This is a genomic window from Rhizobium sp. AN73 (assembly GCF_030757975.1).
Classification (GTDB): Bacteria; Pseudomonadota; Alphaproteobacteria; order Rhizobiales; family Rhizobiaceae; genus Agrobacterium; species Agrobacterium arsenijevicii.
This window is the reverse complement of the sequence record NZ_JARWME010000001.1, coordinates 396,538-414,064: the sequence shown is the minus strand read 5'-3', so window position 1 is coordinate 414,064 and position 17,527 is coordinate 396,538. Positions and strand designations below refer to the sequence as shown.

Here is a 17,527-nt window from a genome sequence, read left to right as displayed (position 1 = left end):
CATGCTGCCTCTGAAGATAGACGGTCTTGCCGTATCCTTTTCCGGTCTGGCGACACCGGTTCTCGCCATTGATCATCTCGAGATCGCCGCCGGCAGCCGTGTCGCGCTGACAGGTGGTTCCGGCTCGGGCAAGAGCACGCTTATCAATATCATCGCCGGTCTGGAGCGCGTTCGCACCGGCCGCGTCGTCTGGAGCGAGCAGAACATTGCGGAGCTGTCCGAAGGGCGTCGTGATCGCTGGCGGGCCGCCAATATCGGCCTTGTCATGCAGGACTTTCATCTTTTTCCCGGCCTGTCGGCGCTGGATAATATTCTGCTACCCGCCCGTCTGTCGCGGGTAGTGAATGCAGACCTCGTAAAACGCGCCGAGGCACTGTTTGCAACCGTCGGCCTCAAGCGCCCGGAGCAGCATGTCGAGACCATGTCGCGGGGTGAAATGCAGCGCGTCGCCATTGCCCGCGCAGTTTTGCGCAATCCCGGCGTCATCATCGCCGACGAACCGACCGCGAGCCTTGATCTCGAAAGCGGTGAAGCCGTTGGTGATCTGCTTCTCACGGTTGCTGCCGATGCAGGCAGCACGCTGATCGTCGCCAGCCATGACCAGCATCTGATCGCGCGTCTTGATCGGCGTCTTGCGCTCAGCGGTGGCCGTATCGTTGGCGATACCGACGGACAGGAGATCGCGGCATGATTGGTTTCATCCTCGCCGACCTGCGCCGCCTGTGGCTGGGCGGCATTGTCGTGGTTCTGCTGGTGGCGCTGGCCACGGCGCTCGGCGTTGCGGTCACGTTGCAGGAACGTTCCTTGCGTCTCGGCAGTGCCCGCGCCGCCGATAAGTTCGATCTCGTCGTCGGTGCCGCCGGCAGCGAAACCCAGTTGATCCTTTCCTCCATTTTTCTGCAGGCCGCACCGTTGCCGCTCGTGGATGGCACCGTTCTTGCGAAGCTCGCCGCCGATCCACGCGTTGCTTGGGCCGCACCGGTCGGTTTTGGCGATTCTTTTGCCGGTTATCCGATCGTCGGCACGACAACGAGCCTCGTCAGCAACACGACACCAGGTTTTGCCGAGGGCAGGATGTTTGCGCTGGAAGGCGAAGCCATCCTCGGTGCTGCCGTCAATCTGCGCGTCGGCGGGGAGATCAAGCCGATGCACGGCACGGCCGAGACCGGAGGCCATACCCATACCGAGCTTGCCTACAAGGTCGTCGGCAAGCTGCAGCCGACCGGCACGCCGTGGGACCGCGCCATTCTCGTACCGATCCAGGCCGTGTGGCATGTCCATGGTCTTGGCCATGATGACCATGACGATGAGCACCATCACGATGCGGATGGGCACGATCACGCCCATGAAGGCGAAGAACACCACGAGGGTGGCGACACGCATGCCGAAGGTGAGGCAAATCACGCCGAACCCACCGTCCAGACCGTGGCGCAGCGAGAGCCGGAAAAGGCCTTGACGCCTGCCGCTGCCACTTCGGTGCACGAGGATGTCGATCATCATGGCGGCGTCGATCCGGATGCGTCGATTGTCGAGACTTTTGGCGAGAATACGCCCGGCTTGCCTGCCATTCTCGTCAAGCCGAAGACGATTGCCGACGCCTATCGCCTGCGACAGGAATACCGCACCGGCAACACACTTGGTGTTTTCCCGGGCGAAGTGCTCACCGGCCTTTATGCCACGCTTGGCGATGCCAAGATGGTGCTAAGCGCTGTCGCTGCGGGTTCCCAGGCTCTTGTTGCGGCAGCACTGGTATTGGTAACGGTGATCCATGTCGGGCAACGGCGTCGGCAGATAGGCGCATTGCGCGCATTCGGCGCCCCGCGCGGTTCGGTATTTGCCATCGTCTGGCTGGAGCTTTTCCTTCTGGTCGCGCTTGGCGTCGGCATAGGCTTTCTGGTCGGGCTGGGTGCCGCCCATATCGGTGCGCAAATGTTTACCGCGCGAAGCGGCGTCATCCTGCCGGTCGGCTTCACCCGCGAGGATCTGCGTCTTGCATTGTTCCTGCTGGGCTTTGCCGCTATTCTTGCGGCGATACCGGCCTTGCTTGCTTACCGCCAGTCACCGGCCGCGGCCCTGCGGGCTTGAGACAGATAAAATATAGTTTTATCTTCCGCCGCCGAGGCCGATTTGCGAAGGCAGCCGTGCAAAGCCGGGAGGAAATCGTGATGGTCGACAAGAGGTCGGATAAAGCTGATATGGCCGGTGCCGAGCTATCGGCTGCGACACCGAAGCTTCTTTCAGGCGGCAATCCCCAGATCGCCAAGGGATACGGCGATGCGCCGGTGCAGGCCTATATCGCCGCCATGCCCGGCTGGAAAAGCGCAATCGGCAGCCGTATCCACACCTTGATTGAAGGCATCGTCCCTGGCGTGCGCAAGGCCGTGAAGTGGAACTCGCCATTTTACGGGATGGAGGACGATGTCTGGTTCCTCAGCCTTCATTGTTTTACGAAATATATCAAAGTGACCTTCCTCAACGGCGCATCGTTGCAGCCTTTGCCGCCCGGCACGTCCCAACATCCGAAAGTTCGTTATCTCGACATTCATGAGGGTGCGTTCGATGAAGCGCAGTTTACCGATTGGGTGAAGCAGGCGAGCCGGTTGCCGGGCGAAAAGATGTGAGCCGTTCGGCCCGGTTGCCTGTCGGGCACTGAACAGAATCGCGCCGTCTTTCCTGTTCCTTAAAAAACTCGGCGTGCCGCGGATGATGAGAAATCGCGGGCGTCTCGATACAGTTTTTCCTTCTTGAAGAAAAACCGGTCGGTCCGGCGGATTTCTGTTTACTTTTGCCGAAATTGCACCGCATCACGCTGTTTGAATTCGCTGTCAGGCCTTTCGCAAACTTCGGAGGATGAGATGAAAGCACTGGTGCTGGAAGAAAAAGGAAAGCTCGCGCTCAGGGAGTTCGACATTCCCGGCAAGCTCGGACCCAAGGATGTGCGCATCCGTACCCATACGGTCGGGATTTGCGGCTCGGACGTCCATTATTACACGCATGGCAAGATCGGCCATTTCGTCGTGCACGCACCAATGGTGCTGGGCCATGAAGCTTCCGGCACAGTAATCGAGACCGGTGCCGAGGTGACGCATCTGAAGGCGGGCGACCGCGTCTGCATGGAGCCGGGTATTCCCGACCCGACCTCGCGCGCCTCCAAACTTGGCATTTACAATGTCGATCCTGCCGTCAGCTTCTGGGCGACACCGCCCGTCCACGGCTGCCTGACGCCGGAAGTCATTCATCCCGCCGCCTTTACCTACAAGCTGCCCGACAATGTGTCCTTTGCCGAGGGCGCCATGGTCGAACCTTTCGCCATCGGCATGCAGGCAGCGCTTCGGGCGCGCATTCAGCCCGGCGATGTTGCCGTGGTGACGGGCGCCGGCCCAATCGGCATGATGGTCGCGCTGGCGGCTTTGGCCGGCGGTTGCGCCAAGGTGATCGTTGCCGACCTCGCCCAACCGAAACTTGATATCATCGCCGCTTATGACGGCATCGAAACCGTCAACATCCGTCAGCACGACCTGTCGCAGGCGGTGGCGGCGGCGACAGACGGCTGGGGCTGCGATGTCGTGTTTGAATGCTCGGGCGCAGCACCCGCCGTGCTCGGCATGGCGAAACTCGCAAGGCCCGGCGGCGCGATCGTTCTCGTCGGCATGCCCGTTGATCCGGTGCCTGTCGATATCGTCGGCCTGCAGGCGAAAGAGCTGCGGGTGGAGACGGTTTTCCGCTACGCCAATGTGTATGACCGCGCGGTCGCCCTCATCGCATCCGGCAAGGTGGATCTGAAACCGCTGATTTCCGCGAGCATTCCCTTCGAAGACAGTATCGCCGGTTTTGATCGTGCGGTTGAGGCGAGGGAAACGGACGTGAAACTGCAAATTCTGATGCCGCAATAAGCCCTTCCGGCAATCCCTTGCTCTCGGTCGCCTGGCTGATGCGGGAGCGGCAAAAACCCTTCGAAAAAGTATAAGCGCAACCTGCCGGTGATCGGCAGGTTGTTCTCTAAAAAATTGCCAGATCGCTCTTCCGGATGCGCATTATCTGGGCGTATGACGCTCAACTGCGCAGAAAAATCGGTGCAACTGCAGGCTTTGTTGTCTGTTTCTGAGTGGCGCTATTCAATTCCTGACAAAAAACAGTCAAAAAAGTATCGGCATTTTCCCCGGCATGAGGTGGAAGTAAATGCGCGGTAAGCCATATGCTCCTGTCAACGCCTGGGACGAGCCATAAGAGGAATGGCTTTGCTCCGCTGATACGGCGGACGTGACTGATGGGAGGAATATCGATGCAGCCCGATCTGGAACTGGTGCACATCCGCAAGGGCGAATCCTTCGCTGCCTGGCGGCATGGCTATCCGTTCCGCACCGTGCGCTGGCATTACCATCCCGAATATGAAATTCATCTGGTCGTGGCGACGTCGGGCACGTTTTACATCGGCGATTTCGTCGGTCGCTTTGGTCCGGGCCAGCTTATCATGACCGGCCCCAATCTGCCGCAGAACTGGATCAGCGAGATCGAGCCTGATGAGATCGTGCCCACGCGCTCTCTCGTCATCCAGTTTCCTGAGGCCTTTATCGAGGATGCCTGCGCGTCCATGTCCGAGATGGAGGTGGTGCGCGCCCTCCTGGACCGCAGCCGCCGTGGCATTCTGTTTGACGATGAGACCAGCAATCGCGTTCGCCCGCTGATGCTGCGGTTGATCGAGGCGCAGGGGTTGCGGCGTCTTGCGCTTTTCTGGGAAATTCTTGACCTGCTCATCAATGCTCCGGCGCCTGAAGTGCTGGCAAGCCTGAGTTACGAGCTGGACCTGACGGGCATTGGCGACAGCGGCATCAACCGCGCGTTGTCGCATCTGCGCCAGCACCTCACCGAACAGGTCGAGGAAATCGATCTGGCCGACATGGTGGGCCAGAGCCCAAGTGCCTTTTCCCGGGCTTTCAAGCGCCATACGGGAACGACTTTGGTGCGCTATCGTAATCAGTTGCGCATCGATCTGGCCTGCCAGATGCTTCTGGTGGATCAGGACGTGAAGGTGGCGGAAGTCTGCTACGACGTGGGCTTTTCTAACCTTTCGAATTTCAACAGGCATTTCCTGAAATTGAAGGGAATGTCGCCATCGAGGTTCCGGACCATATTCGCGGCCCAGAAGGCAGCGGTCATGGCCGACTAAACCAAAGACACATCGCAGATTTTTCACCAATTCGGGCAGAGTTCTGTCCGGAAACGGGCCTTTATTGCCCTGATTTTCCAAACGGGAGGAAGTGACAATGAACATGAAATCGAAATTGCTGATGGCTACGGCTGCAATCGCCATGATGGCTGCTCCGGCGCTGGCGCAGGAAAAGCTGAAGATCGGCATGACCTTTCAGGAGCTTAACAACCCCTATTTCGTGTCGATGCAGGAAGCGCTGAAGCAAGCAGCAGCAAGCATCGGCGCGGATGTGATCGTGACCGACGCCGGCCACGATGTTGCAAAGCAGATTTCCGACGTCGAAGACATGCTGCAGCAGAAGATCGACATCCTGCTTCTGAACCCGACCGACAGCGCCGGCATCGAAGCCGCCGTGCATGCCGCCAAGGCGGCCGGTGTGACGGTTGTTGCCGTCGACGCCAATGCCAATGGCCCGGTCGATACCTTCGTCGGCTCCAAGAACCGTGACGCGGGTTACATGTCGTGCAAATATCTCGGTGAAGCCATTGGCGGCAAGGGCGAGGTCGCGATCCTCGACGGCATCCCGGTCGTGCCGATCCTCCAGCGCGTCGAAGGTTGCAAGGCAGCGCTTGCCGAATTTGCCGATATCAAGCTTGTCGATACGCAGAATGGCCGTCAGGACCGTTCCGTTGCGCTCGGCGTCGTTGAAAATCTGATCCAGTCCCGTCCGAACCTTGCCGGCATCTTCTCGGTGAATGATGGCGGCGCGATGGGCGCGCTGGCCGCGATCCAGGGCTCCGGCAAGGACATCAAGCTCACTTCGGTTGATGGTGCGCCTGAAGCGGTGAAGGCGATTGCCGACGGCACGCCTTTCATCGAAACGACCGCGCAGTTCCCGCGTGACCAGGTGCGCGTTGGCCTTGCCATGGCGCTTGCCCAGAAGTGGGGCGCCCGCGTCGTTCCAAAGGAAGTGCCGATCGACGTCATGGTCGTCGACAGCAAGAACGCCAGCGGCTTCAGCTGGTAAGAACTCCTCCCCAGGTCCCGTCCCCGCTTCGTGCGGGGGCGGGATATGTCCCGACCATCGAGGAGGGTGAAATGCTGGAACTGAATGGAATAAGAAAAAGCTTCGGCAAGATCGAGGTCCTGCGCGGCGTCGACCTGCAGGCGCGCGCCGGTGAGGTGCATGCGCTTCTGGGAGAGAACGGTGCCGGCAAGTCGACATTGATGAAGATCCTTTGCGGCATTTTGCAGCCGTCCGAGGGAACGATCCGCATCGACGGAACCGATCGCCATTTCGCCAATTACGACGAGGCGATTGCCGCCGGTATCGGCATAGTGTTTCAGGAATTCAGCCTGATCCCCTATCTCAATGCCGTCGAAAACATGTTTCTCGCCCGCGAAATCCGCGGGCCGCTGCGCCTGCTAAACAAGGGCGCCATGCGCAAGCGTGCGGCCGAAATCATGAGCCGTCTGGCCGTGGATGTTCCGCTAGACGTGCCGGTGCATCATCTTTCCGTTGCCCAGCAGCAATTCGTGGAAATCGCCAAGGCGCTTTCGCTTGACGCCCGCATTCTTGTTCTCGATGAGCCGACGGCGACGCTTACCCCGTCCGAGACGGAGCATCTCTTCAAGGTCATGCATGAGCTGCGCCGTCAGGGCGTCGCGATCATCTTCATTTCCCATCACCTCGAGGAAATCTTCGAGATATGCGACCGCATCACCGTCCTGCGCGATGGCGAACTCATCGGTTCCTGCCTGACCTCGGAGGTTGATAACGACCGTCTGGTGGAGATGATGGTCGGCCGGCGTATTGAGGCCAGTTTCCCACCCAAACCAAAGATCGATGCGAGCGCGCGCAACGTGATCGAGGTGGAAGAGCTTCAACTGAAAAAGGGCGGGCCGGTCTCGCGCTTTTCGCTCAGGGCAAGGCGAAATATTGGGCTTTGCCGGTCTTGTCGGTTCGGGACGCACGGAAACGGCGCTTGCCATGCTTGGCGCGCATTCCGCCTCACGCCGCAAGATCAAGGTCGATGGCGTCGAGACGCGTTTTTCCGGCCCTGACGAAGCGCTGATGCGCGGTATCGGCCTGCTGCCGGAAAGCCGCAAGGAGGAAGGGCTGATCACCAGCTTCTCCATCCTGCAGAACATTTCCCTCAACAACTATCGCAAGTATCCGAAGGCTCACTGGTTCATCGACCTGAAAAAAGAGCTGGAGCACACGGAAAAGGCCATGGCGCAGGTGCAGGTCAAGGCACAGGGTCCCTATGCTCGGGTCGATACGCTGTCCGGTGGCAACCAGCAGAAGATCGTCATCGCCCGCTGGCTGAACCATGACATGCGCGTGCTGATCTTCGACGAGCCGACGCGCGGCATCGACGTCGGCGCGAAAGCGGAAATCTATGCGCTCATGCGCGAATTCGCCGCCAAGGGTCATTCGATCATCATGATCTCTTCAGAGCTGCCGGAAGTGATCGGCATGTCGGACCGCGTTTGCGTGTTCCGTTCCGGCGGCATCGTCGCCACCGTTGAGGGCGCAGACATCAATTCAGAAACAATAATGACAAATGCCACCACCGGGAGGGTTGAACATGTCGCTTGACGCAAATACCGGCGTTGCCGCGAAAACGAGCGGTTTTGGTTTGGGCAGCGTGCTGCGCTCTCCGCTCGCCCTGCCTTTGGCGGGCCTTATTGTCGTATCGATCCTGATGGGGCTTGCGAGCGACAATTTCTTCAGCGTGAACAACATCATGAACGTGCTGCGACAGGTTTCCGTCGTCGGCATTCTGGCCGTCGGCATGACGTTCGTCATCCTGACCGGCGGCATCGATCTGTCGGTCGGTGCAGTCATGGCACTTGTCGGCACATTGTCCGCCGGCCTGATGGTGAACACCGGCTTGTCTCCCGCCGTTGCCCTGCCTGCCGGCCTGTTCATCGGGCTGGGTATCGGTATCTTCAACGGAGCGCTTGTCGCCTGGGGCAAGATGCCGGCCATCATCGTCACGCTTGCGACCATGGGCATGGCGCGCGGTCTCGGCCTTATCTATTCCGGCGGTTATCCGGTCAGCGGCATTCCAAGCTGGATTTCCTGGTTCGGCGTCGGCCGTGTCGGCATCGTGCCGGTGCCTGTCATCATCATGGTGGTGATTTATGCCGTGGCCTGGGTGCTTTTGCAGCGGACGGCCTTCGGTCGCCACGTCTATGCGCTCGGCGGCAACGAATTGGCCGCACGCCTTTCCGGCGTCAAGACCCGCCGCGTTAAGCTTGCCGTCTATGGTATTTCTGGTGTGACCGCAGCACTTGCCGCCCTCATCCTGACCGGCCGGCTGATGAGCGGTCAGCCCAATGCCGGCGTCGGCTTCGAACTGGATGCCATTGCGGCCGTGGTTCTCGGCGGCACGGCGATTGCCGGGGGCAGGGGGCTGATCCTCGGCACGCTTATCGGCGCGGTGCTGCTCGGTATCCTCAATAATGGCCTCAACCTCATGGGCATCAACCCCTACCTGCAGGATGTCATCAAGGGCGCCATCATCCTGCTCGCAATCTATATCGGGCGCGACTGGCGTTAAGCCCGCGCGTCATATCTTCAAGAAAGCAGGAGAACTAAATGTCTGAATCGCTGCAAGGCAAGATCGCGGTCATCACCGGCGCCGCATCCGGTATCGGTCTCGCCACCACCGAGGCGCTGCTGGAACAGGGTGCGACCGTGGTCATGGTCGACTGGAACGAAAAAGCCTTGAATGAACTTGTCGGCAAGCTCGGCGAGCGCGCTATCCCGCAGGTCACGAACCTCTTGGACGCCGACAGCTGCAACGCCATGATCCCGGAAATCCTGGAGAAGGTCGATCATATCGACATTCTCTATTGCAATGCCGGCACCTATATCGGTGGTGAGCTGACCGAGACGACGCCTGATGCCATCGACCGCATGCTGAACCTCAACGTCAACGCGGTGATGAAGAACGTGCAGGCTGTCGTGCCGCACATGTCGGAGCGCAAGACTGGCGACATCATCGTCACCTGCTCGATTGCCGGACATTTCCCGACCTATTGGGAGCCGGTCTATTCGGGTTCGAAATGGGCGATCACCAGCTTCGTGCAGGGCATGCGCCGCCAGATGATCCCGCATGGCGTGCGCGTCGCGCAGGTCTCGCCCGGTCCGGTCGTTTCCGCACTTCTTGCAGACTGGCCGGAGGAAAATCTTCGCAAGGCCAAGGAATCGGGTAGCCTTATCGATGCGAGTGAAGTGGCGGATGCGGTTGTCTACATGCTGACCCGCAAGCGCACCGTTACCATCCGCGACATGCTGGTGTTGCCCACCAACTTCGACCGCGTTTAAAAGACCCTATTGGAGCGGCGGGAAAATCAGGATCGATCCCGCCGCTCTTGTTCGTTTCCGCATCGGATCATCCGTTGCTCCAAGGAGTATCGCAAATGGCTTCCTATCTGATTGGTGTCGATGTCGGGACCGGTTCAGCCCGTGCCGGTGTCTTTGATGTCGCGGGCAGACTTCTGGCCACCGCCAAGCGCCCGATCACGATGCACCGCGAGGACGGCGGCATCGCCGAACAATCGAGCGGTGAGGTCTGGAAAGCCGTTTGCGACAGCGTGCGGGAAAGTGTCTCGCATGCCGGCATCGATCCGGCTGCCGTGGTCGGCATCGGCTTTGATGCCACCTGCTCGCTCGTGGTGCGCGGACCTGATGATGAGACCCTGCCGGTCGGCGCTTCCGATCATCCCGAGCGTGACATCATCGTCTGGATGGATCATCGCGCTGTCGAACAGGCAGAGCGGATCAATGCTGGCGAACATGCCGTCCTGAAATATGTCGGCGGCCGGATCTCGCCGGAAATGCAGACGCCGAAACTGCTGTGGCTCAGCGAAAATAGGCCGGAGATCTATGCCCGTGCCGAACACTTCTTCGACCTGACCGACTTCCTAACCTGGAAAGCCTCCGGCGCGCTCGATCGCTCCGCATGCACAGTCACCTGCAAATGGACCTATCTCGCCCATGAGGAGCGTTGGGACGCGGAGTATTTCAGCGCCATCGGGCTTGGAGACCTGGCGGAGCAAGGTTTCCGTCGTGTCGGTGAAAGCGTCGTCCATCCCGGCACGGCGCTAGGAAATGGCCTTACCGAGGAAGCCGCAAAAGCCATGGGTCTGGTTGCCGGAACCGCCGTTGCCGCCGGTCTGATCGATGCCCACGCTGGCGGTGTCGGAACGGTGGCTGCGGGCGGTGACGCCTCGCGATGCCTCGGTTATGTCTTCGGCACCTCTTCCTGCACGATGACGACGACCTCTGAACCTGCTTTCGTGCCGGGTGTCTGGGGACCCTATTATTCCGCCATGGTTCCCGGTGCTTGGTTGAATGAAGGCGGTCAGTCCGCCGCCGGTGCGGCCATCGATTATCTGGTGCAATTGCACCCGGCCTTTGCCGAGGCGAAAGCGCTGGCGGAAAAAGAAGGTAAATCGTTACCCGCATGGCTGGCCGACCGCGCGCTGGCCATGGCTACAACCGTTTCCGCTGCGGTAAAGATTGCCGAGAATTTTCACGTCGTGCCGGAGTTCCTCGGTAACCGCGCGCCTTTCGCCGATCCCCATGCGCGGGCTGTCATTGCTGGTTATGGCACCGAAACGGGTGTGGATTCCCTTGTTGCGCTTTATGTTGCGGGGCTTCTCGGCCTTGGTTACGGGCTTCGCCAGATCATCGAGACACAGGCTCGCCACGGCGCTCCGGTGGAAACGATCAGCGTCAGCGGTGGCGCGGGCGCCCATCCGCTTGCAAGACAATTGCTGGCGGATGCGACGGGGCTTCCGGTCGAACTCAGTGAATGCGAGGAGCCTGTGCTTCTGGGATCAGCGATGCTTGGCGCGGTTGCCGCCGGGGCCTATCCCGACCTGATTTCCGCCATGCCCGCCATGTCGCGCATTGCCAAATGTTCGGCACCGGAGCCCACGTTCCAGCAGGTGCACCAGTCGCGTTACGAAGCGTTTCTGGCGCTGCAAAATGCGGCGCGCACCATCCGTTCCGTCAGCCATTCTTCAAACGCGTTATAAGCGCGTTCCACATCGCCTTACATCATCCGGCCTCCATGGCCAAAAAAGCAGGGAGGATTCCATGCAGTTTTCCGGAAAATCCGTCATCATCACCGGCGCAGGAAAGGGCATCGGCCGTGCCTGCGCTATCCTGATGGCCGCGCGCGGCGCGGAAGTCGTGGCGATCAGCAGGACCCAGTCCGATCTCGACAGCCTGAAAAGCGAAATCGGTTGCCGCACGATCCGCGTCGATCTCGCCGATGTCGCCGCTACCCGGGCGGCGATGGCGGAAGCAGGTCCGTGCGATTTTCTCATCAACAGCGCCGGCATCAACGTGCTCGAAAGCGTGCTTGAGATGAGCGATGAAGGTTATGAGGCCGTGTTGGGCATCAACCTGCGCGCCGCTCTCGTCACATGCCAGGAATTCGCCCGCGCCCGCGTCGCAGAAGGCGGCGGCGGCGCAATCGTCAACATCACTTCAATTGCCGGTCACCGCGGATTTCAGGATCATCTCTGCTACGCCGCGTCGAAGGCTGGGCTTGAAGGCGCGACCCGCGTTCTCGCCAAGGAACTTGGACCGCACGGCATTCGCGTCAACGCCGTGGCGCCGACCATCACGCTGACTGAACTCGCTGCGGAAGCATGGAACGATCCTGCCAAGAGCGAGCCGATGATGGTCCGCCATCCGCTGAAGCGTTTTGCCGAGGCCGAGGATGTGGCGCAGAGCATCGCGCTGCTTCTGTCGGATGATAGCAGCATGATTTCCGGTGCGGTGTTGCCGATCGATGGCGGGTTCCTCGCGGTCTGACGTTTACGGATGCGCGGGATGCAAACGCATCGCCGCGCATCCTGTCTCAGGACTGGATATCCCGCTCAGTTGAGATCCGGGTGTCTGCCAACGAGCTGGTTTCGTTTTGCCTGAAGAGTTTCCTTCTGTTCTTCAAGTTTGAGCAGCTCGTCGTCTATTTCCTCGACGCTTTTCTCGATGTGCAGATATTGCTCTGCAAGAAGCGATTTGGCTTCCTTTCGGCTCGACGCATTGGGTGTGTCGCCATAAAGCGGCCGGTTGGCGGTTTCCTTGAGGAAAAACGTCGTCACGATGCCGAAGACGGCCGCCACCATGAGGTAGTAAGCCGGCATATAGATATTTCCCGTTACCTCCACCAACCATGCGGTGAGTGTCGGCGTCAGCCCGGCGACGATGATCGAGATATTGAACGCGATAGCCAGAGCGCTGTAGCGGATGCGGGCCGGAAAGAGGGCCGGCAGGGTGGAGGCCATGATCCCGATCAGGCAGTTGAGCGCGACCGCGAGGATCAGCAGTCCGAAGAAAATCTGAACAACCTGTCCGCTGGCGATGAGATGAAATGCCGGCAGCGAAAGAAACAGGATCGCCGTGCTGCCAACCGCCAGAAACGGCCTGCGTCCGATCCGGTCGCTCAAAAGTCCGATGGCGGGCTGGACGAACAGCATGCCAACCATCACCGCGATGATGATGAGGACGCCATGGTCCTCGCTATAATTCAGTGTTTTCGACAGATATGTCGGCATATAGGTGAGCAGCATGTAATAGGTCACGTTGGTCACGAGGACCATGCCTATGCATATTGCCAGCGACCGCGAATGTTGGCTCACAATCTCGGCGATGGGAACCATGGGGCGCTCTTTCAGCGATTGCCGGTCTTCTTCTTCGGCGCGGTGCAGGCGTTCGGTGAAGGCGGGCGTCTCTTCCGCCGCGTGGCGGAGATAAAGCCCGATCAGCCCGAGGGGTGCGGCCAGAAAGAACGGAATGCGCCAGCCCCAGTTGAGGAACTTGGCTTCGCCCATTGCGGTGCTGAGCAGCACGACAAGCCCCGCGCCAAGCACGAAGCCGGCGATGGAGCCGAAGTCCAGCCAGCTGCCAAGGTAACCGCGTTTCCGGTCAGGCGCGTATTCCGCCACGAAAATGGCCGCACCGGTATATTCGCCGCCAACGGAAAACCCCTGGGCAAGCTTGCACAACAGCAACAGAATGGGTGCCCATATGCCGATGGTGGCATAACCGGGGATAAGGCCGATGCAGAAAGTGCTCGCGGCCATGATGATGATTGTCAGGGAGAGGACTTTTTGGCGCCCGAATTTGTCGCCCATGGCGCCAAAGAATACGCCACCCAATGGGCGGATGAGGAAGGGCACGGAGAAGGTTGCAAGCGCCGCCACGGTTTGAACGGCAGGGGCAGCGTCCGGGAAAAAGACCTTGCCGACGGCGTAGGCGACGAAGCCGTAGACGCCAAAATCGAACCACTCCATCGCGTTACCGAGAGCGGCTGCCGTGACCGCCTTTTTGACCTTCTCGTCATCGATGACGGTGACGTCGTCGATGCTCAGCGGAGTGGCCTGTATCTGGTTGTTCAATCACTGTCCCCTTGAACTACATTGCGCGCGATTTTTTAAGCGTCATGAAAATGCTCGATGCGCTTAAGCGTTCCATCGGCCGGCAGGACAATCGGGCCTTCGCCCATCTTATGGGGGGATGGGGAGGTCGCCCGATAGGAGAAAGAAAAAGAACGCCCGGCGGGTAGCCGGGCGTTTTTCAAAGATTAGTGGTGGTGCTCAGGCATTTCCTTGAGCTGATCCTTGGTCCATGAGGTGACCGCGTGGACATCGCCATCCTCGTCGCGCATGAAATCCAGATCGCTGAGCGGTACTGCGACGGGCTTTGCACCGATGCCGAGAAAGCCGCCGACATCGATAATGGCGGTGCTGCCGGCGCCAACGCCGTGGACGTGATCGACTTTGCCGACCTTGTGGTCATCCGCGCCATAAACTGTCGCACCTTGCAGAACGGACGGGGTCAGTTCTGTCTCGACGAGGCGTACGTGATTGGTGTGATCCACTGGTTTTTCTCCTGCTTGGGTTACGGTAAAACAACTCGTGCATGGGAAAACCGTTCCATTACACTCCGCAAGTTTTCATGACAAACCGATTATCCGGCAATGAGTTGATCGGTTTGACTTTCAGCAGAACATGTTTCGAAAATCGCGCTTGAAAAGATTGAACACGCGTGCAATATGAACGCGTGTTCAATCTTTTTAGAGATGGTTATTTCGCATGGACTCGATGCCCTATCCGGATACGTTGGCAGCCCGTGCCGAACTGTGCCGCAGCGTTATTCTTTCCGCCGGGGAACTGGTGCTGAAAGGCTTTCAGGGCGAGGCGACACGCAGCTTCTCGATGAAGGGTCCGCAGGACTTTCTGACGGTGACGGATGCGGCATCCGAAGCGCATATTCGCGGTGCGATCGCAGCTTGCTTCCCCGAGGACAGTTTTTTTGGCGAGGAGGGTGGCGGAGTGATCGGTGATCGCGTCTGGGTCGTTGATCCCGTGGACGGCACCGCAAATTTCGCCCGTGGCATCCCGCATTTCTGCATCTCCATCGCCTATGTCGAAAACGGGCAAACCGAATTCGGCGCGATCTACAATCCGGCTCTCGATGAGCTCTATTTCGCCAGACGCGGCGAGGGGGCAACGCGCAACGGACAGCCTATCCGGGTTGCGCAGACGGAGCGTTTCGATGCGGCCTCTATCGAAATGGGCTGGTCTACACGTATAGCGAATGCCACCTATCTCGATGTCGTCAAGAACCTGCTCGATATGGGCGCCAATGTCCGCCGCGCCGGTTCCGGTGCGCTGGCGCTTGCCTATGTGGCCGATGGTCGCTCCGATGCCTATCTCGAATTGCACATGAATTCATGGGATTGTCTTGCGGGACTGTTACTCGTCAGCGAAGCTGGCGGCGATGTCTGCCCTTTCCTTGAGATCGGTAGTCTTGAAGATGGCGGGCCGGTGCTGGCCGCAGCCAGTGGCGTTGCAAGCGGCGTCAGCCAAGCATCGAAGATACCCTTGGCAGAGCGGCAGCCGTCGGATCGGCAGCGGGCCGTATCGGCCTGATTTTAGACAAGCGCCCGTCCGTGAAGGGCGCTTGGTGCATGTGGAGGAATGACATGGATGGACCCGTTTATGCCCGGCCTGCGATCAGCCTGATTGCGGAAGGGCTCGGCCCGCGTAACGTTGCGCTTTACATCGGCGGCAGCGATGGTGCGAGCGACCTTGGGCTCCTGCGCCGGCATGGCATTACCACCGTCGTCAACTGCGCCGTCAATCTGGATATCAATCTGGTGCAGGCAGCAGTGGAAGAGGGCGACAGGCGCGCTGTGGGGTATGGCGATATCCGTTATTACAAGCTCGGTCTTATCGACGGCGAAGGCAGCCCGGACACGATGATGCTGGGAGCCTATTATATTCTCGACGGCGCGTTGCGGCAGACCATGCCGAAGCGGGAAACCTATCCGTTTCCCGATGGTGGCAATGTGCTCGTCAATTGCCGCAGCGGGCGGAGCCGCTCGGTCTCGCTGGTGGCGCTTTTCCTGCACAAGCAGCAGCCGCATCTTTACCCTACCCTTGACGATGCACTGGCTGTGATCCGCACGAAGCGGGAATTGCGGCCGGACGAATGGTTCGAGACGCCGAAACCGATGCTTTATGCCGCTGCCCGCCGCGCCTCCGACTGGATTGACATGGTCGAAGGCAGAAAGACTGTCCAACCATGCTGAAACGCACGCTTCCCTCCGTCGCCGTCATTGCCGACGCCCATTTCCATGACACGGCGGCCGATTTCGGTTTTCCCGGCATAGAGGTCGATGGTGAGTGCATCACCATGCGCAGCTGGTCGGATACACGCGATCCACCCGGGTTTTCAACGAAAGCGCCGATGCGCTGTATGCCGCGCTCGAAGAGGTGCGGCAGCGGGGCATTCGCCATGTGGTACTGCTTGGCGATTATACCGACGACGGCCAGCGGGCGACCACCGAAACCCTGAAGGGCATTCTGGAGCACCATCGCGATGCCCATGGCACCGCCTTTTATGCGCTGCCCGGCAACCACGATATTTTCGGCCCGCGTGGCCGGCATCATACCAAGGAGTTTCTGACGGAGAACGGCAAATGCCTTTCCGTTTCGAGCGATGCGCGGCGGGCCGGTGAGCGGGTCGTGATCAGCGACCGGATGTATTGCGAAGGCTACCCCGCGGGCCTTGGCCCGATGGCGGCCTTTGGCTATTTCCGCCAGCCGGACTATCTGCATTGGGAAACACCGTTCGGGCTTTCCGATGCGGCGGAAGACCGTCTCTACGAGGTGCGCTCGCCAGATGGACGCAATGTCTACCGACTGATGGACGCATCCTATCTGGTTGAGCCGGAGCCGGGTCTCTGGCTGCTCATGATCGACGCCAATATTTTCGAACCGCTCGACGGCACTTTCGAGACGGGTGAGGAAGCGGCTTTCACCGACAGTACCTCTGGCGGCTGGAATGCGCTTTTTCGCTGCAAGCCTTTCATCATCGACTGGATTGCCGATGTGCGGGAGCGGGCGCAGGCGCTTGGCAAGACTTTGCTCGGCTTTTCCCACTATCCGGCGCTCGATCCCTTCGATGGCGCAAGCGGCGCCGAAAGTGCGCTGTTTGGCGAAACCAACGTCGTGCGCCGCACGCCGCGAAAGGCGGTTGAGGACGCGCTGGTTGAGGCTGGGCTCCAGGTCCATTTCAGCGGTCATCTGCATGTGGAAGGTGTGACCCGGCGCGGGGAGGGGGAAACCTCGTTCACCAATATAGCCGTGCCGTCCCTGGTTGCCTTTCCGCCCGCCTTCAAGGTCGTCCATCCCTCGCAGCATGAGATGTCCGTCGAGACGGTGGAAATGGTCTCCCTGCCGATAAACACTCGCATTTGCCGGGGTTATGCGCAGGAAACCGCACTGGCCGGTGAGGACGAGGACCGGGCGTTTGCGGCGGGCAATTATGGTGATTTCCTGCTTGGCCACAAACGCGCGCTGATCAGGCACCGTTATTTCACCAAGGAGTGGCCAGCCGGGATCGTGGCGGCGATTGCGGATAAAACCGTATCGGAGGTTATCGGCCTGCTTGGTGAAAAGAGCCTTGCCTTGCGTGATGCCGAGCTGTGTTCCGATCTGCCAATGTTCGAGCTTATTGCCGACTGGTATTGCCTGCGTCAGGGCGCGGGGCTTGCGCTTGCGCATATCGCGCCTCAACGGCTTTGCCTTTACCGGGCGCTGGCGGAGCGTTTTGGCCGTGAGCCCGATCATCACGATGGTTCGGTGAAGAGTTTTATCGAAATCTTCTTCGGTGCCCTTGGGCTGTTTCTCGACCGTGCCGAAGGCGGTTCGCGGCATCTGGAACTCCGTCTCACACCGCAGCGTCAATCGATTGCGGTGTGATCCGAAGGTTTTTTCGCCGCAATCGCCGATGTGAACGGGGCAGATCAACAGCCCCTCGGGGAAAAGTGACTGCAA

Annotated in this window: 14 protein-coding genes and 2 pseudogenes; 14 read left to right on the top strand and 2 right to left on the bottom strand. The window is 59.8% G+C overall.

Features of this window, described 5'->3' with window-relative positions; genetic code table 11:
* Window position 1 precedes the first annotated feature (1 nt).
* The 11 genes and pseudogenes from RBH10_RS01740 to RBH10_RS01690 all read left to right on the top strand — a co-directional run bounded on the left by RBH10_RS01740 (window position 2) and on the right by RBH10_RS01690 (window position 11,993).
* The gene (locus RBH10_RS01740; protein ID WP_281038562.1) at window positions 2-691 is read left to right on the top strand and encodes an ABC transporter ATP-binding protein; all 690 of its coding nucleotides are present in this window, start codon (window positions 2-4) and stop codon (window positions 689-691) included.
* The gene (locus RBH10_RS01735) at window positions 688-2,085 is read left to right on the top strand and encodes an FtsX-like permease family protein (protein WP_281038563.1); all 1,398 of its coding nucleotides are present in this window, start codon (window positions 688-690) and stop codon (window positions 2,083-2,085) included. The genes RBH10_RS01740 and RBH10_RS01735 overlap by 4 nt, the downstream gene beginning before the upstream one ends.
* Window positions 2,086-2,165: 80 nt before the next feature.
* A complete protein-coding gene (locus RBH10_RS01730) occupies window positions 2,166-2,621 on the top strand; it encodes a DUF1801 domain-containing protein (protein ID WP_281038564.1) in 456 nt (151 codons plus the stop codon).
* 234 nt (window positions 2,622-2,855) lie between these two features.
* Complete coding sequence (locus tag RBH10_RS01725; RefSeq protein WP_281038565.1) at window positions 2,856-3,893, top strand: NAD(P)-dependent alcohol dehydrogenase; 1,038 nt, start codon at window positions 2,856-2,858, stop codon at window positions 3,891-3,893.
* A 389-nt stretch (window positions 3,894-4,282) separates the two neighbouring features.
* Complete coding sequence (locus RBH10_RS01720) at window positions 4,283-5,167, top strand: helix-turn-helix domain-containing protein (protein WP_281038566.1); 885 nt, start codon at window positions 4,283-4,285, stop codon at window positions 5,165-5,167.
* 97 nt (window positions 5,168-5,264) lie between these two features.
* Window positions 5,265-6,176, top strand: coding sequence for an ABC transporter substrate-binding protein (locus RBH10_RS01715; RefSeq protein ID WP_281038567.1), 912 nt, complete (start codon window positions 5,265-5,267; stop codon window positions 6,174-6,176).
* A 71-nt stretch (window positions 6,177-6,247) separates the two neighbouring features.
* A pseudogene (locus RBH10_RS01710) lies at window positions 6,248-7,751 on the top strand (sugar ABC transporter ATP-binding protein).
* Window positions 7,741-8,718, top strand: coding sequence for an ABC transporter permease (locus RBH10_RS01705; RefSeq protein WP_045019432.1), 978 nt, complete (start codon window positions 7,741-7,743; stop codon window positions 8,716-8,718). The pseudogene RBH10_RS01710 and the gene RBH10_RS01705 overlap by 11 nt, the downstream one beginning before the upstream one ends.
* A gap of 38 nt (window positions 8,719-8,756) precedes the next feature.
* Window positions 8,757-9,488 (top strand): SDR family oxidoreductase, encoded by a 732-nt coding sequence (locus tag RBH10_RS01700; RefSeq protein ID WP_281038569.1) that lies wholly within the window; start codon window positions 8,757-8,759, stop codon window positions 9,486-9,488.
* Between the two features lie 95 nt (window positions 9,489-9,583).
* The gene (locus tag RBH10_RS01695; RefSeq protein ID WP_281038570.1) at window positions 9,584-11,206 is read left to right on the top strand and encodes an FGGY-family carbohydrate kinase; all 1,623 of its coding nucleotides are present in this window, start codon (window positions 9,584-9,586) and stop codon (window positions 11,204-11,206) included.
* A 61-nt stretch (window positions 11,207-11,267) separates the two neighbouring features.
* Complete coding sequence (locus RBH10_RS01690) at window positions 11,268-11,993, top strand: SDR family oxidoreductase (protein ID WP_281038571.1); 726 nt, start codon at window positions 11,268-11,270, stop codon at window positions 11,991-11,993.
* A gap of 65 nt (window positions 11,994-12,058) precedes the next feature.
* Here RBH10_RS01690 and proP read toward each other — a convergent pair whose 3' ends face one another.
* Both proP and RBH10_RS01680 read right to left on the bottom strand, forming a co-directional pair.
* Window positions 12,059-13,579: a glycine betaine/L-proline transporter ProP gene (gene proP, locus RBH10_RS01685; RefSeq protein WP_281038572.1), complete on the bottom strand. Its 1,521-nt coding sequence runs from the start codon at window positions 13,577-13,579 to the stop codon at window positions 12,059-12,061.
* A 185-nt stretch (window positions 13,580-13,764) separates the two neighbouring features.
* The gene (locus tag RBH10_RS01680; RefSeq protein ID WP_281038573.1) at window positions 13,765-14,061 is read right to left on the bottom strand and encodes a PRC-barrel domain-containing protein; all 297 of its coding nucleotides are present in this window, start codon (window positions 14,059-14,061) and stop codon (window positions 13,765-13,767) included.
* Window positions 14,062-14,275: 214 nt separating this feature from the next.
* Between RBH10_RS01680 and RBH10_RS01675 the strand changes: the two genes are divergently transcribed.
* The 3 genes and pseudogenes from RBH10_RS01675 (at window position 14,276) to RBH10_RS01665 (ending at window position 17,452) form a co-directional block, all read left to right on the top strand.
* A complete protein-coding gene (locus tag RBH10_RS01675; RefSeq protein ID WP_281038574.1) occupies window positions 14,276-15,115 on the top strand; it encodes an inositol monophosphatase family protein in 840 nt (279 codons plus the stop codon).
* A 53-nt stretch (window positions 15,116-15,168) separates the two neighbouring features.
* Window positions 15,169-15,777, top strand: coding sequence for a dual specificity protein phosphatase (locus RBH10_RS01670; protein ID WP_281038575.1), 609 nt, complete (start codon window positions 15,169-15,171; stop codon window positions 15,775-15,777).
* Window positions 15,771-17,452: pseudogene (locus RBH10_RS01665) on the top strand (metallophosphoesterase). Before RBH10_RS01670 ends, RBH10_RS01665 begins: the two are co-directional and overlap by 7 nt.
* The last annotated feature ends 75 nt before the right edge of the window (window positions 17,453-17,527 follow it).